Genomic DNA, 21,615 nt, shown 5'->3' with positions numbered 1-21,615 from the left:
GCAGGGCCGGAAGCCTTCCGTTCCTGCTCGCGGCAGGCCTCACCGGGCCAGCCGACACAGCAGGCGGGGTCGGGTGCACCGGTCACGGCCTGAGATGCGGCATCCGCCACTACGCCCGGACCCATTTCTGCCGCTCGATGTGCCGGCCGGTGACCAGGGCGATAGCCGTCGTCTGGGCAGGGCCGGGATCGACAGGAGACTGCCGCAGTCACCGAGGCCCTCTTCACGTTTCGGGCGGGCCGGTGACCAGATCCACAGTGGTGTTCGCAGGACAGCGATGCCGTCCCCGCCTTCCTCTGACCAGGGATGCGCAACCAACTCACCGGCGCAGATGCGCACTGCGCATCCACTGCCCGACGAGTCTGCGCAGCCACCTCGCCCCACTACCCCTGCCACTGCGCAGGGGCGTACAGGAACCGCTCCACGGCGCGAGTTCCTGGCGCCTCGGTAGTCACCACCACCGTCACAACGCCCGTGAACATCGGGTCGCGGGCCGTTTCGAGTTCAAGGTCCAGTGCCCTACCGGGTCCCTCCGCCTGCAAGCGCCTGACAGGTCGGCTGATCTGTGCCTGTGACAGCGGCGTGCTGTGACCTCAGATGGTGAGTGCCGTGGTTCAACTCACCGTTCTCACCAGGGAACTCACCGGCGTTATTGAGGCCGAACCGTGATGTCAGACCCCTCACATCGGTGAGCGGATCGGTGAGCGGTGCGGGGCTTCATGGGTGGCGTCACCTGCACCTATCCGCTTGGGAGCCCTTTTATGGCCGTCTCCGTTCTCCGCCGCCAACGCCCCTCATCGAGGGCGGCCTCTGCGTCGCCGCCGCTGGACACGCCGCGCCCTGCCCTGCGCACAGTCAGGGCGACCCGCCGGGGTGTGCTGCTGACCCGGACCGTGGTGTGGGCGGCACTGGCGGCGGGCCCGCTGGCACTTGCTGCGCAGTGCGCAATGCCGGGGAGTCCGGGGGCGGTTGCGCAGCCGCAGCCCTCCAGCGGCGCGGCGGTGCGCAGCGTGGACCCGGCCGGTGTGGCCGAGCTGTTCACCGATTTGTGGTTGCGCAGCGACAGTGCGCAGGAGAGCAGCAGTGTTGCGCAGGCGGTACGAGCACTGGCTCCGGCGGTGGCGCTGCCGCAGCGGTCCGGGCGGCCGACGGCGCAGGTGTTGCAGCGGACGGTTGCGGTGCGCAGCGTGCGGCTGGCCCATGGGCGCTGGTCGGTGATCGTCGCTGCGCAGTACGCGCCCGGCCCTGCGGCTGGCGCTTCGTCGACCCTGCTGGGCGGGGCGGGCTCGGTGGTGCGATATTTCGCCGTTCCGGTGCTGTCACGCGACGGGACAGGTGGGGCGGGTGCGTTCACGGTGCCCGCGGCGCCGGCTCAGGTCACCGGTCCGGCTGCGGCGTCGGTTCCCCAGTCGTCGATCGGTCGACTGCTGCCGGGCAGCGGGGTGGTGGCGAGGTCGCTGCAGGAGTTCTTCGCGGCCTACCTCACCGGGGTCGGCGAGGTCGACCGGTATTTGTCGCCGGGCACGTCCCTGGCTGCGGTGCGGGGTTCCGGCTACACGGCAGTGGTCGTCGATCAGGTCGCGACCGACACCGATACCGCTGACGGCCCGGTGCCCAAGGACGGCCGACGAGCGAAGGTCCGGACGCAGGTGAGCGCGACGGATGCCGCCGGCGACCAGTGGCCGCTGGCCTACGACCTGTCGCTGACGGCCCGGGACGGGCGCTGGGAGGTCACCGCCCTGGATGCCGGTGCCCCCACCACCACGACGGGCCGGGTCTCCCCCGCCCCGCCCGCCGCGGCCGGAGGTGGCGCCCGGTGATCGTCACCGCACCCGTGCAGTTGGCCGGGAAGTTCGCCGACGTCGGCAACAGCCTGCTCTCTTTGGCCGGGGACTGGGCGGAGAAGTCGCTGCCCATCGTCCTGTTGACCATCGCAGTCGTCACCGCGGCCCGGAAGTTCAGTTTGAAGGCCGGGCTGGGCGCGCTGATCGGCCTGGCGCTGTGCATGGGCATCTACGCATCCCGCGACAGCCTGTCCGACGCGTTCAGCGACGAGATCAACCATCCTGCGCACGGCGCCGCGCCGGTCGTGCGGACGGTCACCGATCTGCCCGGTCCGCCGCCGTACCGGGCTCCCGGCAACGCGGCAGGTGCACTGTGAGCGCCGCAGTGGAGCGGGCCCGGGTCGCCCGTGTCTACACCGCGGCCCGCCGGCATCCGTGGGTGCTGGGGAAGGTCGGGGACTGGACGCTGCCGTTCGGCCCCTACACCCCGGCGCAGCTGGTGGTCATGGCCGGTGGCGCGATGGTGCTGATCAAGACGTTCGCGTGGTGGTCGTGGCTGGGGCCGGTCCCGGTGGTGGTGTGGGGGCTGGCGGTCTGGGCGGTGCGCGGGGCGAAGATCGGGGGGCGGTCCCCGTGGGCGGCGGCGGAGGGGTGGCTGACGCTGGCCGCCCTCCCCCAGGGTGGGCGGATCGGCGCCCGCGCCGCACGCGACCGCCGGCCCACCCGCCTGACGGGCGTGTTCGTCATCGAAGCCGCCCCGCCCGCCGCGGTGGGCGCGGCCCGCCATGGGGCGAGGTCCTCGCACGGCGGCGGCACCGGCCGCCCTTCACGTCCGGCGCGGCCGGTCACCGGCTTGGAGGGGCTGCTGCAGCGGGCCGGTACTGCGGGGGGTGTGGGATGAGGCTTCCGTTCCGGCACATCGCCGGGCATCTGGTGTGGTCTGTCTCGGGCGCGGTGTGGGCGGTGTGGCGGGTGGCGCCGATGGGCGGCCGCTACGTGCCCGCCCGGGTGCGTGATGAGCTGCTGGGCCGGGTGACGGGGCTGGTGCGGTCGCTGCCCGGTGCGCCGCGGTTGTTCGGGCTGGCGGCGCGGGTGGATCCGGGTGAGATCGCCGAGCAGATGGTGACCGGGCTGGACTGGCGGCGGCTGCCGGCGTGGACGCAGACCGCCGCGGCGTCGCTGGAGCTGCTGGCCGGGCAGGAGATGCACCGCCGCACGCTGTGGCTGGCGGTGCCGCTGACCGTGCCGGGCGGCCGGTACGAGCTGTCGGCCACGCTCGGTTCGATGTGGTCGGAGCTTGCGGCCGCGACCGGGCTGCCGCCAGCCCCGGTGCCCGAGGCGGAGGTCACCGAGTACGCCGAGCGCGCGCAGCGTGTGCAGGCGGCGCTCGGAGGCGGTCTGACGGTGCAGCCGGCGTCCCCGGCGGAGATCGTGTGGATGGTCCAGCACGCCCTGCACCGGGGACTGGACGAGCCGCTGCTGGCCGACGCCGAGGCCTCGGTGCTGTACGGGGGCGCGGTGCGTGACGGGCGGCTGCGCTCCCCCTCCTACGCGGATCTGGGGCAGGTCCGGCTCGCCGAAGGCGGCCGCTCCGCCGCCTTCGGCGAAGCCGAACCGGCCGAGGACGGCGCCCAGACCACAGGCAAGAGGATGCGGGCGCGCGAGGACCGGCGGCCGTGGTGGCGTCGCGAGGACGGTGCTTCGCCGCTGGTGCGGCGCTGGCTGCAGGTCGAGTGCGAGGCCGGCACCGCCTACCAGGCCCACCTGGCGCTCGCTGAACTGCCCGCCGCCCGGGCCGTGGAGGCCTCCGACGTGCTGGCGCAGCTGGAGGGCCTGGACTTCCCCGTGGACTTCACCGTCGACCTGCAGATCGTGCCCGCGGACAAGGCCAAGGAGCAGGTGCAGCGCAAGAAGCGGGAGCTGCTGGACCAGGCCGAGCAGTACGGCGCGCAGCCCACCGGCATGCCGCACTCGCTGCCACACGCCGCAGGCGACCTGGCCGAGCAGGACGCACGGCTGTCGCGCAGCAGCGTGGAGGTCGAGGTCCAGTCGGTGACGGTGCTCACCGTCTGGGGTCAGGACCCGCACACCTGCGACGCCCGCGCCCGGGCTTTGGCCGCGGTGCTGTCCGGGGCGGACTACCGGGCGATCCGCCCGCACGGCATGCAGGAGCACCTGTTCACGCTCGGCCTGCCCGGCGCGGTACGGCCGGGCGTCGTGCGGGAGTTCACCCAGCACCAACTCTCCCCGGACTGGGCCGCTTCCGGGGCCTTCACCGCCATGGCGGTGGGTGATCCGACAGGGCTGATGGTCGGGGTGGATCTGGACTGCGGCACCATCCGCCCGGTCCTGCTGGACATCGCCGACGCCCCGCACCGCAACGCCTCCGCGTCGGTGGGCGTCGTCGGCGACCTCGGCGCCGGCAAGAGCGTCGTGGAGAAGCTGCTGACCTGCTCGGTGGTCGACCGCGGCGGGCGGGCCATCGTCATCGACCGCACACCGGTCAAGGAGTGGGCGGCCTTCGGCCGCTCGGCGACCGGGAAGGGCTGCCAGGTCATCGACGCCGCACATGCGACGCTGTCGATCGACCCGCTGCGGGTCTTCGGCGGCCGGACCGGCGCCCACTACGCCCTGTCCTACCTAACGCTACAGCTCGGTGTCGGACCCATGAGCGCCGCCGGCGCCGTGCTCCACCACGCCGTCGAACAGGCCGCCGCCCAGCCGGCCCCGTCCATGGTCCACGTCCTTCACGCCCTGACCGCGCTCGCCGCCGACGACCAGATGCCCGGCATGCGGCGGGACGCGGCAGCCACCATGGCCGACCTGACCGGCATCGTCGCCGCGAACCCGCTGGCCGCAATGGTGTTCGACCCCGGCCTGCCGCCGGTCCGTCTCGAGGGCGACCTCGGCTCGGACATGGTCATCGTGACCACCGCAGGCCTCACCCTGCCCCCGAAGGAAGCGTTCGCCGCCCCCGACGTGCTGCGCCAGCAGCCCTTGGAGGCCCTGATCGGCCGGGCAGTGCTGTATCTGATCGCCGCCCTGGCCCGGCAGGCCGCCTTCACCGACACCAGCCGGTTCTGCGCGATCGCGCTGGACGAGTGCTACTGGCTGACCTCGAGCGCGGAAGGCTCGGCGCTGGTCGCCGAAATCCTCCACGACGGCCGCAAGCACGCCGCGGGCGTCATCCTCGGCGCGCACGACGTCGACGAACTCGGCCCGGATGCCGGTCTGCTGGCCTACAAGCTGCTGGCCCGCACCAGCGACCACGCCCGCGCCGCCAAGGGCCTCGCGTTCCTGGGCCTGGACAGCGCATCCGAGGACCTGATCCGGCTGGTCACCACCGGCCTGTCGCCGGTCGGCCAGGTAGGCCGGGAGGGCGAGATGCTGCTGCGCGACCCGCGCATGCAGGTCGGCCGGATCAAGGTGCACGTGCCGCCCGTCCCCCGCATCCAGCAGGCCATCTTCACCACCCCCGGCTCGGACCCCGCACCGGCGGCCCCCGGGGGCTCCCGATGAGCCGCGGCTGCAGCCGCGGGCGGCTGCTGCTCGTGGCCGTGACGGTCCTGGTCTTGGTGGCGTGCCTGGCAGCGGCCTGGGCGCTGCCCCGTCCCACGGCGGCCGCCACGACCGGCCCGTCGGGGCAGACCGTCAGCGTCGTCGCTTCGTCTGCAACCGGCCAGGGGCCCTGTGACCTGATCGCCGGTCCGGCCCGCGCCTACTGCGGGCCCCAGGCCGGTACGTCGGTCGCCGTGTCCGGGGGCGCGTCCGGTCAGGGCCTGTGGCTGGTGGGGTTCTCCACCGCGGCCATCGCGGCCGCCGTCGCCCTGACCGTCACAGCAGGGCGCAGGAGGGGGCGGTGATGAGGCGCCTGGATCGCGGCACGCTCCGCTCGGCCGGATTCGTCGCCCTGCTCGTGGTGGTGTTCGTGACGGTGAACACCTGCGTGGCCGCTGCCGCCGACCACGCGGCCACCGCCGCGGGCGGCGGGGGCCTGCTGGCCCCGCTGGACGTCACCACCAGCGAAGGGGCCCCCTTGAGCGGGTACGAGCTGCGGGCAGAAGGCGGCTCCATCACCGACGTCACCCGCCAGTTCCAGACGCTCATCCTGGGCGGACTGTTCTCGATGGTGCGACTCCTGGTCGGCTTGGCGTGCTGGCTGATCAGGTTCGCTTTCACCTTCCCGCTGCTGACCGCGATGCTCCGCCCCGCCCAGGCCGTCTCCGACGCCTACACCACCCACGTGGTCGGCGCGATCGGGCTGGAAGGCGTGCTGCTGTCGTGGGCGTTCGTGTTCGGGCTGATCCTGGTCGCCCGCGGAAAAATCGGCCGGGGCCTGGGAGAGATCTTCCTGACGCTGCTGATCGCGGCGCTGGCGGCGTCGGTGTTCGTACGGCCGGACTACCTGCTCGCCAAGGACGGGCCGCTGGACCAAACCCACCAGGCTGCCGTCGAGCTCGCCGCGATCACCAGCAACTCCTACTTCGGCGCCACTCCGACCAGCAGGCCTGGCAGTGCGGCCTGTGACCGCGTGGACCGCCCCGCACCGGCCGGCTGCACCGGCCCGACGGTGGGCAGCGAGGCCGACGTGGCGAAGTCGGTACAGGACGCCCTGACCAACGCGCTGGTCGTCAAGCCGTTCCAACTACTGCAGTACGGACGGCTGCTGGACGACGGCAAGCCCGAAAACCGGGCCGCCTACGCCGCGCACCTGAAGATGGTCAGGGGCGACGACGCGGTCGAGCACGGCGACTCCAGCACGTGCGACCGAATCCCTGGGCCGGCGAAGGACTACTGCAACGGCACCGCCACCTCGCCACTGGACGACGGCCCCAGTGATGCGGAGTTCAGCGCCCTGCTGGACGACCTGGACCACGCCGGCAACGCCGGGAAGCAGGCCGCCGACTACGCCCGGGCACCGTCGTGGGACCGGATCGGCGGGGTCCTGCTGCTCGGCGTCGCCGCCGTGGTCGTCACGGCCATGGCCGTCTCGCTGGCGCTGATCCTGCTGGGCACCCAGGCCGCCGACGTCGCCGCGGCCGCCATGGGGTCGGTCACCTTCATCTGGGGCATGCTGCCCGGCCCGTCCCGCATGGCCGTGTGGCGGTGGATCGGGGTCTTCCTGGCCTCGGTGATGGTCATGTTCACCACCGCCATGACCATCCCCATGTTCGGCATCGGCGTCGACGCGCTCCTCACCACCTCCGGCGGGGGCCTGATGGTGGAGCGGTTGCTGCTGCTGGACGCCTTCGCCATCGCCGCGCTCGCTTTCCACCGGCGGCTGATGGCCGCCACCGCCCAGTTCGGGCAGCGCCTCGCGCTGCGGATGCGGTACTCCCCGGTCGGTGGCACCCACCTGCCCGGCGACAACAGCGAGCTCGGCGCCGCGATCGGCGCCCACATCTCCGGCCTCGGCGGGCGCGGCCTGGGGCTGGGAGGACTGTCCGCACCGCACGGCGCACTGCTGCTGCGGCACCGGTTCCTGTCCCACGCGCTGGCGATGACCGACGGGACGGGCATGCCCGCCGACACCGGCCGTCTCGCCGGCGACGCCCTGGCAGAAGCCCGCCGCGGCCTGGCCCCGCTCGGCGTGGCCACCGCCGCGGCCACCCTCGGCCTGCGCGGCGCCTACGCCACGCTGATCGGGCGCCGCCCCGACGACGAAGCGCTGGCCCTGATGCGGCGTCCCGTCGGCCCGGGTGAACAGGACGGTCAGGGCAACACCATCGCCCCGGGCGAGGCACCGGTCGTCGACCGACACGGCGTCCTGCTCCACGACCCGGACACCCAGCGCACGCTGCTGAGCACCCGCTTCCACAACCGGGCCGTCCGGTTCCGCAGCTACCGCATCGCCCGGCAGGGCGCCCGCTTCGCGTACGGGTCGACGCTCGGCTTGCCCCGCCGGGCTGCGGTCGGCCGGCAGCACGTCACCGACTTCACCCAGGACGCTCTCCACCAGTTGCAGGTGTCCGCGGTACGGGTACGCGATGACGCCCACGCCTGGGGCCAGGCCGGGCGCGGGATCCAGCGCGTCACCGCCCATGCCGGGCAGCGTCTGGCCACCGCGATCGACGTCCACGACCCGGCGATGCACGCCCGCGCGTTCGTCCGGGACGCCGCCGTGGGCGGCTGGCTGCTGGGGGCGAGCAGCGCCGGTGGTGAGTCCGAGCCCCGCGATCCGCACCCGGCCCGGTCGTTGCCGGATAGCGGGCCGGCATCCGACCGGCGCAGGGTGTTCGAGGCGCTGATGGAGGCTCAGCGGTCCTTGTGGGACTGGGACCAGGGCGGTAACCAGCAGTGAAGGCCATACGCAGAGCCTGCCTATTGGTGACGCTGATGCTAATCGCCGCGGTGTGCTGCGCTGGCCCACTGACTGCGATCTTCGCTGCCGGGATCAGCAGCACTGCGGTGGGCAGCGGCATCGCCGCGGTGACGGGGATTCCGGCCCGGATGCTCACTGCCATCGTCCACGGCGCCCAGGCGGTGCACGAGGTGTCGCCCGGGTGCCGGGGGATGCGGTGGCAGGTCCTGGCCGGCATCGCCGCCATCGAGTCGAACAGCGCGACCGGCCGCACGATCAGCCCGGGCGGGGACATCACCCCGCGCATCCTGGGGCCGCGCCTGGACGGCTCCGGCGCAGGCGGCAACACCACGGCGATCGGCGACACCGACAACGGCCGCTGGGACGGCGACGGTCAGTTCGACCGGGCCGTGGGCCCGTTCCAGTTCCTGCCCGCCACCTTCACCGCCGTCGGGCGGGACGGCAACGGCGACGGCCGTATCGACCCGCACAACGCCGACGACGCCGCCCTCGCGGCCGCAACCTACCTGTGCGGCGACGGCCGCGACCTCACCGACGAGGATCAGCTGCGGGCCGCGGTGTACTCCTACAACCACTCCACCGCCTACGTCACCGACGTCGTCAACGCGATCCACCGCTACGACACCACCCACGCCACCACCGGTGGCGGCGCGGCGGCGACCGGCGACGCCCGCACCGTGATCACTGCGGCGCTGGCCCAGCAGGGGGTGCCGTACTCGTGGGGCGGCGGCACCGCCCGCGGTCGTTCGCCAGGAATCTGCTGCTCCCCCGGGCAGCGCCAGGACGGCCGCCAGGTCGTGGGCTTCGACTGCTCCGGCCTGACCTTGTACGCGTACGCGCAGGTCGGAATCAGCCTGCCACGCCTCGCGGAGAACCAGGCCTCGGCCGGCCGCCGCATCCCCGCCTCCGCCGGATACGGCGCGCTACGGCCGGGCGACCTGGTCTTCTACGGCCCCGACCCGAACAGCAACGCCGGCATCCATCACGTCGGGATCTACCTCGGCAGCGGCCAGATGATCAACGCCCCCAAGCCCGGCACCAGCGTGCGCATCGATGCGCTGACCGCCCTGCCCGACTACGCCGGAGGAGCCCGCATCCTATGAACACCCGCACGACACCCCGGCTTTCCGGGCCCGCCATGCTCGCCGTCACTACCGTCCTGGCCATCACCGGCACCGGGCTGGTCGCCCTGTCCGCACCGTCTGGTCCGCCGCATCCGGCGGGCGTCGCGCCGGCGGAGCGGGCCGCGCTCTCCCCCACCGCCCACGGCGTCGAGCCCCACCCGGCAGCAGCGGCCGGCCCCTCCCCGGCCCCGCACGCGCCGGCACCTGCGTCACCCGCGACGGCGGACGGTTCCACGCCGGATCCCGCCGCCGGCGCACCCCTCCCGCCACCGGGCGCCGGCGAAGGTGCCGACCCGTGGGTGCAGCACGCTCTTGACCGGGCCACGGCGCCGGACCTGCCCAAGGCCTCCGCCCGCCGCCTGACCGCCCTGGCCAAGGCGGTGTGGACCGCGGATGCCACCGGCACCGGCCGTAACCGCTGGCCCGGCTACTTCACCGATCCCGCCCCGCAGGCCACCTACACCCGGTTCCGGATCCAGGCCGCCGCCACCCGCCGCGACCCCCACCACCCCGGTGGGGCCGTCGTGCGGCTGGTGTGGGCCGGCGCCGACCCGGCCGGCACCTTCCTCGACGGCCGCACCGCCACCATCCGCTTCGCGCCCAAGGGAGACTCATGGACCCCCGCCCGGTGACCTCCGCCGACAGCCCGTCGTTGAACGCGGCGACCGATCTGCTGGCATGGGCTTGGTACGCCGGCGTATGGCTGGCGGCCAATGCGTGGTGGCTGAGCCTGACCGCTATCGTCTGCTGGGCCGGCTGGGAGGCTACGCGGCATCACCTGGCCACCGTCGCTCTCAAGCGGCGCATGTTCGTCGAGCTAGTGCCCTCCCGGCAGTTCGAGGCGTCCGAGGAAGAGATCCTGCGGTTCGGCGCCCAGCTCATGCGCGCCGCCTCGGCCGGCCCGTGGTGGGCACCACGCGATGCCCGCACGGTGCGGATCCGGCTCCGCGCGGACGGCACCCGGCCGCTGACGTACCGGGTAGAGGCACCCGCATCGGCGGCGCATCTGCTGCAGCAGACCCCCTATACCCGGGTGCGAGTCGCCCCGGCCCGGCCGATCGCCGACAAGCAGCACCGGCGCACCATGCGCGCGGTGTTCGCGCTGCACGGCACCGCCGGCTCCCGGCTGCGGGAGGTTCCGCTCGAGCCGGACCCGCTGCAGCCGCTGATCGACGCCGTCGCCGACCTGCGCGCCGACCTTGGAGACCTCGCCGAGGTCTGCATCGACCTGTCGCCGGCGTCGAAGTGGCGCCTTGCGGCTCGCAGGCGGCAGGTCTTGGACGCCTCCCGCCGCCAGGCTCGCCGTGAAGCGCAACGCGAGGCACGGTGGATGCGTCAGGACGCCGCGACCTTGGAGGACTCGTTGGGCCGGCAGCTGAGCCAGCTACTGCTCCCGCCCTCACAGCGCACGGCAACCCGGCGGCTGATGATGCCGCCGCGGCCGCCGCGGATCAACCGGGACAAGGCGCTGGGCAAGCTCCTGGAGGACACCGGCCTGGTCCGCGTGCAGCTACTGGTGCGATGTTCCTCCCACCAGGTGGGGCGGGCCGAGCGGCGACTGCGCCACGTCGAGGCCGCACTGGACATATACGCAGCGCGCACCCGCTGGTCGTCGGTGGGCTGGTCGTGGGGACCGTTGCGGTTCGGCCCGGACTTCTGGCCGTGGCGGCCGCGGTTCGACCAGCGCTGGGCCAGCGGTCGCATCAAGCCGGGCCGGGACTCCTGGGCGCGGATCGACGAGCTGGCAGGACTGCTCAAGCCGCCCACCATGCATGCGCGGCTGCCGCTGCTGGCCGCAGACATCCCCACCTACCAGCCGAAGAAGAAGCTGCTGCCGCAGGGCTGGCACCGCGGGCCGGACGGCACCGAACGGCTGCTCGCCACCTGGGAGGCCGACACCCTGTTCGAGGTGCAGGTCGGCAAGGCCGGCTGGGGCAAGACCACCCGCGCCCTGGTCCAGGCCGTCGCCGTCGCCCACCACCACGGCGGCCTGGCGTTCGTCGACCCGCACCGCGACTCCTGGACCACCGTCGCCCCCTACCTGGCCCACCACCAGATCATGAACCGGGCACGGCTGTTCGACCTCACCGTCCGCAAGCCCACCGACCACCTCGCATGCTGGAACCCGCTCAGCATGACCACAGCAGCAGCCCCGCACGAGGTCACCGCCGCCGTCGTCGACGCCTTCGCCACCAGTCTGGGGTGGGCAGATGCCAACGCCCCACGGGCCATCACGATCCTGACCAAGGCCGTCGAAGCGCTGGCCGAAATCAACGCCCAGGCGGTGGCAGCCGGCAAGGAAGGCTGCCAGGCCACGATCTTCCAAATCCGTGCGCTGCTCACCGACCCGCTCTTCCGCACCCTGGCCGTGGCCCGGCTCGACGACGATGCCAAGCGGTGGTGGGCCACCTCCTTCCCGGCCATCCCCGCCGACGCCCTGCCCACCGTCCTCAACCCCATCGACCGGCTCGCCGCATCCCCGGTCATCAAGGCCTTCCTCGGCTCCCCCACCGGCAGCTACGACATGCGACACGCCATGGACACCTCACAAATAGTGTGGATCTGCCCAGCCGGCACCGGCCCCACCGACCGCCTACTCACCTCCATGATCGTCCGGGACATGCTGCGCGCCGGGCTGTCCCGCCGCGACACCCCCGAACGCCACCGCACCCCATTCCGGCTGTATCTAGACGAGCTGATCTCCCTGGACGGGGCCGCCTCAAGCTCACTGGCGGACATCACCGAACAGCTCCGCAAGTTCGGCGTGCGGATGCACGGCATGACGCAACTGCTGCACCGCATCAACCCGGACGTGCGGACCGCGCTGCTGCAAAACGCGTCCTGCCTGTCCACCACGGCCGGATCGGTGGAGGCCGTCCGCTACATCACCGATGAGTGGGGCGACCAGGTCAGCCCTGCAGATGCCGCCGAACTCGGCCGCTACCAGCACTTCGCGTCCTTCACCGTCGCCGGCACACGCGTCGGCCCTTTACAGATCCGCGGCCCCGAACTGCACGAGGTGTTCCGCCACCTGGCCCGGCCCGACAAGACCCGCGCCCTGCACCGTGCCGCCCACACCCATACCGGCGCCCAGACCCTGGCGGAACTGACCGCCATCGCCGCCACCCACGAAACCGCCGTCCGGGACTTCCTCACCCGTCCCGGCCCCGGTCCCGAGCCCGGCCCGCACTCCACAGGACAAGGACCCGGTCCCACCGATCCCGGGCCCGCACCCTCCCAGCCGCCGACCGCCCACACCGAGCAGGAGCTGTTCGCATGAACACCAAGCCCGGCATCGATCGGCCGGCCACACCGGCGGCCCGCGACACCGACACCGACGGGCACCCCACATGGCAGCCCCGCACCGAAGAATCCAGCGCGCATCAGGCGCTCGCGCTCCTCGCACAGCACCGACTGGCCACCACACCCCAACTACACGAACTCCTCTCCCCCGACGGGCACCGCCAGACCACCTCCGCCGTCCTGAACACACTGCGGAAAGACACCCTGATCTCCCACACCGTCCTGGCTCGCAGCAACGGCACCCGTGCCTGGTACCTCACCCCGAAAGGGACCCGCATCGTGACCGGCTGGCCCGAACTACGCGGCCGCCCCGTACAGCCACCGTCCGGTGGCACCGAGGCGAACCTGCGGGCCGCCCACACCCTCACCGTCCTGCGCGCCCACCTGGCCTTCCTGCGTGACGCTCGGGCGCGCGGGGACGAATACGGGCCGCTGGACTGGATGCCGGAGATCGCCCACCGGCTGCCGGACACCGGCGGCGAGGACAAACTGATCGCCGATGCCGTCCTGCACTACACCGCCACCACACCCCGCCGGCTGCAGTACCGGGCGTTCGTCGAGGTCGACCGCACCACCATGAGCAGCGAGCGCCTGTCGCGAAAGCTCATCTCCTACGCCCGATTCCACGACTATCTCCCGCAGTCGCCAGGGCGTCGAGGCACCGTCGCGGCCCAGAACGCCATGCTGGCCTGGCAACGCTTCTACCCGAAGTTCCCCCGGGTGCTGTTCATCCTCACTGGCGCCGGCCTGCAGGCTCTGCAACGCCGCATCGGCGACCTGCGCGCCATGACCGCCGGGCACCCGCTGGTCACCCAACTGGCCGGACAGGTACAGCTGGGCGCGGCAGTCCTTGAGGACCTCGAGCAGCACGGAGCCTCGGGCCCGGTATGGACACCCCTGTCCGGCACGGACGAGCGCCGCTCGTGGATGGACCTGTAGGCGCCGATGAGGAAACTGCGCAGCCGGCCACCACGATTCGTGGCCCTGGACAACCGGGCCGTCGACGATGCGCGCCTGAGCGTGCTGGACGTCGGGCTGCTCGCGATGGCGCTGCGCTGCCCGGACGGCGCGGACTTCACCGTCGCGTCGCTGGCGCGCAAGCGCAGGCCCGGCAGGGAAGCGCTGACCAAAGCCATGCGGAATCTGGTGGCCTGCGGCTACATCGTGAAACTGAAAATCCAGGACGCCACCAACGGGACCTGGCGCACCCAGTTCTCCGTGACCGACCTCCCCTTCACCACGCAAGACGTCAAGGGCATGCTCGCCGAAGTCCGCGATGCGCGAGCCGTTCGGGTGGAGCCGGTGTGGCTCGACCCCCGCTCTTTCCCGACGCGCGCTGCAGGAGGTCCGGGGGAAGGTGAGCCGGCCACGCCACGGCGGAACCGAGTAACGGGATCCCGTCACTCGGTGGTGACCAGCCAAGATGCCGCTGAATCGCAGGTGGGACCGAGTGACGGGTTTCCGGCGGTCGGTGACCCGATCGTCGGTGACCCGTCGGCTAAAGAACCAAGACTTCACGTACAAGACGGAAAGGACTTCTCTCTCTCCTCTCCCCCGGATCACGGCCCGGCCGTATCGGTTCCGGAGACAGAGACCAGCAGGCGCCCGGAACAACGCTTGCTCCCCGCTGTACCCGACCTGTCGCGATCGCCAGTCCAGCCCCGGAGGGACGCAGGTGGCCGGGACGGAGCCGTAACGGCAGGGCAGGTTCTGGTGAACCCGCCGGCTGCCGGCGCCCGGGTCGCCGAGGCGTGGGCGGAGGCCCGGCACCGCCGAGGGCACCCGGTTCCGGTACTCGGGCACAAACGCCTCGCCCGGACCGCCGCCGCGCTGGCAGCCGCCGGCACGGCGGAGGAGGTCCTGACTCAGGCGGCGGTTGACATGGCACGGGAACCCACCTGGCTCGACCTCGAACGGCACCTCGAACACTGGTCACCACCCGCAGCCACACCACCACCGGCCGCCGGGCCGGCCAGTTACTGCGGAGCCTGCGACTACGGCTGGCTCACCGAAGAAGACGGGCGCGCCCGCAAATGCCCCTGCCGCACCGGCACGACGCCATGACCCTGCGCCAAAAGGCCCAGCTCCCAGGGCTCCTGTGCCGCCAGGACCTGAGCGGCGCACAGGGCGGCTCCGTCTCCGAACCACGCCGAGGGGCGCGGCCGGCAGCTTCCACTGTTCACAAGGACACCGAAAAGAGGGAACGCATGGTCACCGCGGTACGACTCGAACCAACCGGCGCAGTCGAGACATTCGACCTGCCCGAGCACTACGTCAGACAACGCCGAACCCTGCGCTCCATCCTCAGCGGCGCTGTCGATGGCGCGGTCTACCACCGCCGGGCGCTCATCCACGCACACCATGCTGGCGCCTTCGGACCCGACCGGCTCCTCAACGCTGCCGCCTGGGCGCTCGCCGGCCTCTGGTCCAGAGCCGAGCTCCCGCATGGGATATACGGGACCGCCGTCATCACCGGCCCGAATCGGCCAGACGGCAGTGCTCGGGCGCTCGACAACGATCTGACGGAGCAGCTCCCCCGTATGCGCCGCCGTGAAGCGAGTGCTCTGCGCATGGCAGACCACACGCCGCCAGCCGACGAAACAAGCGCCAGAGCCGGTGTACTGCACGCCGCTCGAGACGGGCTATCCACACGGTCCTCGACGGGGTGATCGACTACGGATGCCTGACGCCCTGATATCAAGGTCTTACGAACTGGGCACACTGCTCGCGGTAGCTACCCGCGGCCATCCGAAACGAAGGGGAGAAGTCCGCGGAAGGCCGCTCAAGGTCGTCCCCGTTCAGGCCCGCCCTGCGTGTGCTCAGGGTCTGTCCATGGAACGGCCCTGTCTCACATGTGGTGGTAACGGTAAGTAGCTGCGGCGACTGGCAGTAACCCTTCCAGACCAGCACGGGTGACGCGACCGTCGACACCGCGCTCCGCCCGCTCGGCGGCACGTCTGTGACTGCTCTCCTCGCAGCCCGGACCAGGCACATCAGTGATGACGCTCCGTCACCACCACATGGGAAACAGACCCGTTCTTCTTACAAGCCCAAGCGGCGGAGCAAGGCGGGTTGCTGGGGCTCTCCTGATCGACCTCGCGGCCCTGTACGGAGATGGGCCGGTACTCGGCGGCCAGTGACCGTGCTCCACCAGGTTTCGGACCAGGGCGGTGACGAGCGGTCGGGGTGACGTCGGCACGGTCACCGGCGCCTGGCCGGTGGCGGCGGCGCTGACCGCGCTCGTCTTGCTCACCCTGCCCGGGCTGCTCGGGGACCGAGACACGGCTCGCTGCTGTGTGCTGCTCTCCCAGACCGTCAGACCGTCTGCTGCACCTTCCACATGAGGGTGTCGAATTCATCGTCGAGGGCAGTGCCCGGGCGTCCGGCATTGCAAACGGCACTCCAGGCGCGGCCGTCGGATGGGCGCACGAGAATGGACTGTGTGCCGGGCAGCGTACCGTCGTGCCAGATGGTGCCGACGTTGTTGACCGCCCAGCCCCGGGCATAGCCCGGGGTCGTCGCCGAGACCGGGCGGGCCGCGGACGCGGTCGTCATCGCAATGCGTGTCGACGGCTGCAGCAGGTCGGGGGGCGACGGCAAACCGTCGACTACGAAGCAGAACCGCAGCACGTCAGCTGGTGTCGCGGTCCAGCCGCCGTGGGCGTCCATGCGGTCGACACGAATTTCGTAGGGCGCGGCGCGGTCAAGGCCGACATACATGGCCTCCGCAGCAGCTCGGTCCCGGGCCGTGGCGCCGGCCAGGAACGCCTGCCCGGCACCACTGGGGCCCAGCACGGTGCGACGCAGGAACTCGCCGTACGACATCCCGGTGACACGTTCGATGATCCGCCCGAGCAGGCAGTAGCCGAAGTTCGAGTAGCCGTACGTCGTACCCGGGTTGTTGACGAGCGGCAGGTTGTCGAGAGTCCAGGTGATCAAAGCGTCCTGACTCAGAGCCATCTGCTGGAACATGGGGTCGTTGTTGTCGTTGACCCAGCCACCCGCCGTGTGCTCCAGCAGGTGTTGCAGTGTCACGGCGCGCACACGTGCGCTGTAGGGCTGCGTCCCGTAGGTGGTGCCGAGTAGGGCGCCCGGTCCGAATACCAGGTCCGTGGCAGTGAGCCGGCCTTGTTCGATCAACATATGCACGGCCGTGGAAGTGATCGGCTTGGTGACGCTCGCGATGCGGAAGCGGTGGTCCGGTGTGGCGATCTCCCGGGTGATGCGGTTCGCGTAGCCGAAGGCACGCGCGGATCTGATCGAGCCGTTGCTGGCCACAGCGAAGGAGAAACCCGGAACTGCCCACTTCTGCATGAAGGGCACGATGAGGCCTGTCGCGGCGTCGCGGCTGACGTCGGCCTCGGGCGTGGTCTCCCAGATCGTGGTGTAGCGCGCTGAGCCGCCGTCCCGGAATCCGCTGACATCGACCAGCCGGAGGCCGGCTCGGGTGTTGGCGTCGAACTGGCTCTGGTAATCACTGTGCGCCACACCGTGCGCCGCTTTCCCCGGATGCCCGGGCGACTGCTCCCAGATGCCCGCGTAGCGGATGCCGCCGCCGATCGCGTAGCCCACGGCACGGACGAGTCGGAAGCCCCGATCATGTTGGCTGTCGAATTCGTGCTGGTACTCCGCGTCGGACAGACCATGTCTCGCCGACCAGGCCGGCCCAGCGTAGCGGTCCCAGATACAGGCAAACCGCGCTCCGCCCGCGTCCTCGTAGGGAGACAGACAGCGCAGGCGGAAGCCCCGGCGGGACAGGTCATCGAACAAGGACTGGTACTCGGCCCCGGTCAGGCCGTGCCGGGCGACCCATTCCAGGCCCTGTTCTTGCTCCCAGATGGCGCTGAACAGGACTCTGCCGCCTGAGCGGAACACCGACAGGTCGACTGGTCGGAAACCATTGCCGCCCAACGACGCCACCGTGGCCTGGTACTCGGTGTCGGAGATACCGTGACGTGTCTGCCAGGAACTTCCGCCCTGCATGGCCCACACACTCGCGAACCGAGGCTTTCCACCCAGCTCGTAGCCTGAGATCTTGATCAGCCGGTAACCGTGCGCAGTGAGCCGGTTGAACTCGGTCTGATGGTCTGCCGCCGTGAGGCCGTGGCGTGCCTGCCAGTCGGTAACAATCATTGGTCGACTCCGCTTGCCTAGGCCCCCCTGGGGTGTGACGCCATCCAGAGGATCGCGGGCATCCACCCGTCTCGCCCCGGGCTGGATAAGGAAGTAGCCCCCTCCTGCCTTCCGCGCGGGCCTCTCGAGCGACACTCAGAACCGGTTCGGCGGGCAGTCTCAATCGACGGGTTGCTGTCCTGATTCGTCGACCGTCTCTCCCAGCGCCCCAGGCCACCCGGGGTAACGGGTTTTACAACCCGCCCCTCCACCCCATGCTGGCATGGGGAGCCTGGGAATGCGCGCGCTACCGCCGTACACGCATGCTCCAGGATCAGGCGTCGGTCACCGGGTGGACGCTCCCGGCCCGCGGCGAGGACCCGGCCGCCGTCGAGGAGCCGACCGCCGCCGACCCCGCCCCCGCCGCTTCCGCGGCGCAGCCGGAGGCACAGACCGCGTCCGCCGCCCGCCGCACCCTCAACCTGTCCGGTGTGCGCCATCAGCATCCGCGCGTCCTCCCGGAGACGCCCGCCCCGACCACCACCATCACCGCGGTCATCGTGCGGGGAGGGTCAGAACAGATTGCCCAGGAGGGCGATGACGACGGCGCGCAGCCCGGCTGCGCGCGGCAGAAGCTGGCCTCAGGCCAATGCGGCACGGCGGCGCGGGAAGTTCTCCACGAATGGCATCAGCTTGCCTGGCGTGTAGATGGCACCGTATTGGGCGACGATGCCGCGGTCGGTCAGCAACTGGGCCAAAAGGTACTCATCCGGGGCAACACCCCGGCGCTCCAGGTGGTCACACCAGACGGCGTAGATGCGGAACTCCGGCAGGTAGCGGCGCAAAGTAGAGGGGCTGACCGGGCCACCGCCTCGTCCGGTCATACCGTGGGCGGCAAGGTAGGCCGACAGTTCCTTGTCACTGGGTTCGACGCCTTCGGAGCGCAGGCATTCGTCCCAAGCCCGGTAGTAGCGGTCGACCATCGTCAGCTGCCGGGTGGCCCCCTCCCGATCGGCTGCTTGCGCGCCGGCGGGCGCTTCGGGGGCCGGCTCTGCGCCGGATGCCTGCGTCACCTCGGTTACCGCAACGGTGACGCGACAGACCACGGCCTCGGTGGCTGCTGCCCTGTGCGCCGGCACGGCGCCAAGACCGCTGCCCGCGATGGTGGAGCCCTGCAGGTCACCAACGACCGCCCGGCTCTCCGGCCCGGATGCGGCCGGTAACACCGGCATCGGCACATCTGCCGTGACCGCCGCAGTGGACGTGACGAGGTCGCTGCCCACGACAGCCGACCCGGCCAGGCCGGGAGGGTTCATCGGCACTCCGTACCGGGCGAGCTTCAGCGGCATCAGGGCCTCGACCGGGGCCTTGCGGCGCCAGGCGCGGCCGTAGCGGGCGCGCAGCCGGGCCCGGTAGACGAGACGTTCCTGCTCGACCCGGATGACCTCGTCGTAGCTGCGCAGCTCCCACAGCTTCATGCGCCGCCAGAGGCGGAAGGTCGCGAACGGCGCCAGCAGCCAGCGCGCGAGCCGGACCGACTCCATGTGCTTGTCGGCGGTGATGTCGGCGACCCGGCCGATCGCGTGCCGGGCCGCCTCCACCGAGACGACGAAGAGGATCGGGATGATGCCGTGCATCCCGACGCCGAGCGGGTCGGGCCAGGCCGCCGCGCCGTTGAAGGCGATCGTCGCCGCCGTCAGCAGCCACGCCGTCTGGCGCAGCAGGGGGAACGGGATGCGCAGCCAGGTCAGCAGCAGGTCGAGCGCGAGCAGGACCACGATCCCGGCGTCGATGCCGATCGGGAACACGTTGGCGAACCAGCCGAAGCCCTTGCTCAGCGCCAGCTCGCGCACGGCCGCGTACGAGCCCGCGAAGCCGATCGCGGCGATGACCACGGCGCCCGTGACGACCACACCGATCAGGATCCGCCCGGTGCCTCCCCAGCGTCCGGCCACCTGCTCTGCCCCCGCCACAACCTACGACCCTCTCCTGTCACACAATGTGATCAACCCGCGCTCTCACGCACCCAACCATGACTTCACCCCTGCACTGAAGAACTGGCTTGCATGGGACGCTTGGCCGGCGCTGGCCACCGGCCATCACCGCAATCAGTGGCTACGAGGGCGCTCCTTGCGCCTGCACCCCAGTCGGACACAGCGGATCCCACAGCTTCGGCCAACGCGACAGGACCGCGATCACCGTGACAGACGGTCGGCGCTCCCGACGTAGCCACACCAGTAAGCCATGGCGTATGCGCCGCAGGGGACGCAAATCAAGCCAAGTTACTGGCGAGTTGGACTGAAACAGATGAGATCCCTCCAACCCCTTGCGTAACGTGCCCACTACGGAACGAGTTCAGATCATCGCAGAGCGCAAACGACCGGACCCGGGCTCAGGGTCGGATCTCACGTCCACGCGCAACGGACCACGGGGAGGCAAGGTGACGCACCACCGTCGGCACGAATCGAGCAGAACTCAGCGACGGCTAAGAATCTCCACATGCGTCACTGTTTGTGCTGCGGCGGTGTTGCTAGCCGGTTGTCAGTCCCCTTCGGCGAACCGCTCCACGCCGCCAGAGTCGGCTCAAGTCAGCGAACCCTCCCCACCGGATGACCCGGCGATGACCGAGGCCAGACGACAAGTCACCGCTGCCTACCAGGGGATGATCGATGCACAGGCCAAGGCCTTCGCCACGGGCACCTTGGAGGGCAGCAGGATCGAGAAGTATGCCTGGGACAAGGCGCTTTCGGGCACCAAGGGAACGATCCTGTTCAACCGGCAGAACGGCATCGTCTACACCGGCAGGCCTAAGTTTCAGGTCAAGAGCTCATCGGTGGATCTGGGGATAACGCCGCATCGTGCCACGCTCACCGTGTGCTTCGACAACGCGAACTGGACCCCGGTCGACAAGAAGACCAGAAGGAGCGTGTCCGCACCGAATCAGAGGAGGCGCTACATCTCGACGGCGGCGCTGCGAACAGTTGGCGATCGATGGCTCGTCATCGACGGTAACGCGGAACGAGATCGGGCATGCTGAGACGTCACTCTGTAGTGCCTGGCCTCCTGAGCGTGCTGTTTGCCCTCACTGGAAGCCCTCCGGCTTGGGCCGACCATGAGGAAGTCGTGTGCCCTCCGCCGTGGGTCAACGGACCGTGCGTCATCAAGGTCGTTGACGATGACGGAAAGCCTGGTAGCGGGAGCGGGGGCGATGGCAGCGGCTCCGGTGGCGGCGAGCGAAAGTGCATGGACACGCTGCAGAACGTTGAGGTGCCCTGCCACCTCAAGGATCTTGGCTGGTGGAGTCCGAACTGCTACTACCAGTTGGCCGACCCACAGCCACCCGCCGGCGACCCTGCATGGGAGAGCCACAAACCAGGTGATGGCGCCGTCTACGAGGCCTACTGCCCCGATGAGGGACCGCCGATCCAGTGGCTGCAGAACCCTCCACCGGGGATGGGCGGCGGCGTCGACCCGGCTCGGCTGGCTCAGGAGGCAGTGAGGAAGCTGCCGATCGAGGGGCCGGATATCGGGATCGCGCCGGCCCCGGACAGCAAAGGCGGCACGATCGGCGTGCCGGTGTGGTTGTGGAACACCAAGGGCCAGGCCACTGCGGGCCCGTCATCGGCCAGCGCCACCGCAGGGGCGATCACCGTCACCGCAACCGCACACGTGAGCAAGATCGTGTGGCGGCTGGGTGACGGCGGGACCGTCGTCTGCTCGGCGGGTGGTACGCCGTACAAGGCCTCGTATGGGCTGCGGAAGTCCCCCGACTGCGGCTACGTCTACGGTTCCACGTCGGCCTGGCAGCCGCATGGCAAGTACACCGTCACAGCCACCTCGACGTGGCAGGTGCATTGGGTCGGCGGCGGCCAGCAGGGCGACTTGACCACCACCCGCACCTCGCAGGTTCAGATCCGCATCGGCGAACTGCAGGTCGTCGGCGGCCAGTGAACTGCGCTCCAGGAGGACC

The 21,615-nt window shown here is 70.9% G+C and carries 15 protein-coding genes; 13 read left to right on the top strand and 2 right to left on the bottom strand.

Annotated features, from left to right (window positions below):
• The first annotated feature begins 875 nt into the window (after positions 1-875).
• The 11 genes from OG937_45945 (at position 876) to OG937_45895 (ending at position 14,597) form a co-directional block, all read left to right on the top strand.
• The gene (locus OG937_45945; protein ID WUD78528.1) at positions 876-1,820 is read left to right on the top strand and encodes a conjugal transfer protein; all 945 of its coding nucleotides are present in this window, start codon (positions 876-878) and stop codon (positions 1,818-1,820) included.
• Positions 1,817-2,161: a hypothetical protein gene (locus OG937_45940; protein WUD78527.1), complete on the top strand. Its 345-nt coding sequence runs from the start codon at positions 1,817-1,819 to the stop codon at positions 2,159-2,161. Before OG937_45945 ends, OG937_45940 begins: the two co-directional genes overlap by 4 nt.
• Positions 2,158-2,685, top strand: a complete 528-nt coding sequence (locus OG937_45935; GenBank protein WUD78526.1) for a hypothetical protein — start codon at positions 2,158-2,160, stop codon at positions 2,683-2,685. The genes OG937_45940 and OG937_45935 overlap by 4 nt, the downstream gene beginning before the upstream one ends.
• On the top strand, positions 2,682-5,303 hold the full coding sequence (locus OG937_45930) for an ATP-binding protein (protein WUD78525.1): 2,622 nt from the start codon (positions 2,682-2,684) through the stop codon (positions 5,301-5,303). The genes OG937_45935 and OG937_45930 overlap by 4 nt, the downstream gene beginning before the upstream one ends.
• On the top strand, positions 5,300-5,647 hold the full coding sequence (locus OG937_45925) for a hypothetical protein (protein ID WUD78524.1): 348 nt from the start codon (positions 5,300-5,302) through the stop codon (positions 5,645-5,647). Before OG937_45930 ends, OG937_45925 begins: the two co-directional genes overlap by 4 nt.
• On the top strand, positions 5,647-8,085 hold the full coding sequence (locus tag OG937_45920; GenBank protein ID WUD78523.1) for a hypothetical protein: 2,439 nt from the start codon (positions 5,647-5,649) through the stop codon (positions 8,083-8,085). Before OG937_45925 ends, OG937_45920 begins: the two co-directional genes overlap by 1 nt.
• Before the next feature lie 149 nt (positions 8,086-8,234).
• Positions 8,235-9,209, top strand: a complete 975-nt coding sequence (locus OG937_45915; protein ID WUD78522.1) for an NlpC/P60 family protein — start codon at positions 8,235-8,237, stop codon at positions 9,207-9,209.
• Positions 9,206-9,862 (top strand): hypothetical protein, encoded by a 657-nt coding sequence (locus OG937_45910; GenBank protein ID WUD78521.1) that lies wholly within the window; start codon positions 9,206-9,208, stop codon positions 9,860-9,862. The genes OG937_45915 and OG937_45910 overlap by 4 nt, the downstream gene beginning before the upstream one ends.
• On the top strand, positions 9,844-12,510 hold the full coding sequence (locus OG937_45905) for an ATP/GTP-binding protein (GenBank protein ID WUD78520.1): 2,667 nt from the start codon (positions 9,844-9,846) through the stop codon (positions 12,508-12,510). The genes OG937_45910 and OG937_45905 overlap by 19 nt, the downstream gene beginning before the upstream one ends.
• On the top strand, positions 12,507-13,472 hold the full coding sequence (locus tag OG937_45900; GenBank protein ID WUD78519.1) for a replication-relaxation family protein: 966 nt from the start codon (positions 12,507-12,509) through the stop codon (positions 13,470-13,472). Before OG937_45905 ends, OG937_45900 begins: the two co-directional genes overlap by 4 nt.
• A gap of 39 nt (positions 13,473-13,511) precedes the next feature.
• Positions 13,512-14,597: a hypothetical protein gene (locus tag OG937_45895; GenBank protein WUD78518.1), complete on the top strand. Its 1,086-nt coding sequence runs from the start codon at positions 13,512-13,514 to the stop codon at positions 14,595-14,597.
• Positions 14,598-15,848: 1,251 nt separating this feature from the next.
• Here the strand turns inward: OG937_45895 and OG937_45890 are convergent.
• Both OG937_45890 and OG937_45885 read right to left on the bottom strand, forming a co-directional pair.
• Positions 15,849-17,666, bottom strand: coding sequence for a serine hydrolase (locus OG937_45890; protein ID WUD78517.1), 1,818 nt, complete (start codon positions 17,664-17,666; stop codon positions 15,849-15,851).
• A gap of 620 nt (positions 17,667-18,286) precedes the next feature.
• Positions 18,287-19,618, bottom strand: coding sequence for a DUF2637 domain-containing protein (locus OG937_45885; protein ID WUD78516.1), 1,332 nt, complete (start codon positions 19,616-19,618; stop codon positions 18,287-18,289).
• Between the two features lie 647 nt (positions 19,619-20,265).
• Here OG937_45885 and OG937_45880 point away from each other — a divergent pair.
• Both OG937_45880 and OG937_45875 read left to right on the top strand, forming a co-directional pair.
• Positions 20,266-20,682, top strand: coding sequence for a hypothetical protein (locus OG937_45880; protein WUD78515.1), 417 nt, complete (start codon positions 20,266-20,268; stop codon positions 20,680-20,682).
• Between the two features lie 206 nt (positions 20,683-20,888).
• The gene (locus OG937_45875) at positions 20,889-21,596 is read left to right on the top strand and encodes an ATP/GTP-binding protein (protein WUD78514.1); all 708 of its coding nucleotides are present in this window, start codon (positions 20,889-20,891) and stop codon (positions 21,594-21,596) included.
• The last annotated feature ends 19 nt before the right edge of the window (positions 21,597-21,615 follow it).

This window comes from Streptomyces sp. NBC_00510 (assembly GCA_036013505.1).
Lineage (GTDB): Bacteria > Actinomycetota > Actinomycetes > Streptomycetales > Streptomycetaceae > Actinacidiphila.
The sequence above is the reverse complement of the archived record's forward strand: the minus strand, read 5'-3'. Positions and strand labels throughout refer to the sequence as shown.

Bases quoted from the DNA above. Each gene is read 5' to 3' on its own strand.
- OG937_45930 (WUD78525.1), top strand. From the start codon at position 2,682: ATGAGGCTTCCGTTCCGGCACATCGCCGGGCATCTGGTGTGGTCTGTC.
- OG937_45925 (WUD78524.1), top strand. From the start codon at position 5,300: ATGAGCCGCGGCTGCAGCCGCGGGCGGCTGCTGCTCGTGGCCGTGACG.
- OG937_45920 (WUD78523.1), top strand. From the start codon at position 5,647: ATGAGGCGCCTGGATCGCGGCACGCTCCGCTCGGCCGGATTCGTCGCC.
- OG937_45915 (WUD78522.1), top strand. From the start codon at position 8,235: ATGCTCACTGCCATCGTCCACGGCGCCCAGGCGGTGCACGAGGTGTCG.
- OG937_45910 (WUD78521.1), top strand. From the start codon at position 9,206: ATGAACACCCGCACGACACCCCGGCTTTCCGGGCCCGCCATGCTCGCC.
- OG937_45905 (WUD78520.1), top strand. From the start codon at position 9,844: ATGGACCCCCGCCCGGTGACCTCCGCCGACAGCCCGTCGTTGAACGCG.
- OG937_45900 (WUD78519.1), top strand. From the start codon at position 12,507: ATGAACACCAAGCCCGGCATCGATCGGCCGGCCACACCGGCGGCCCGC.
- OG937_45890 (WUD78517.1), bottom strand. From the start codon at position 17,666: ATGATTGTTACCGACTGGCAGGCACGCCACGGCCTCACGGCGGCAGAC.
- OG937_45880 (WUD78515.1), top strand. From the start codon at position 20,266: ATGACCGAGGCCAGACGACAAGTCACCGCTGCCTACCAGGGGATGATC.
- OG937_45875 (WUD78514.1), top strand. From the start codon at position 20,889: ATGGACACGCTGCAGAACGTTGAGGTGCCCTGCCACCTCAAGGATCTT.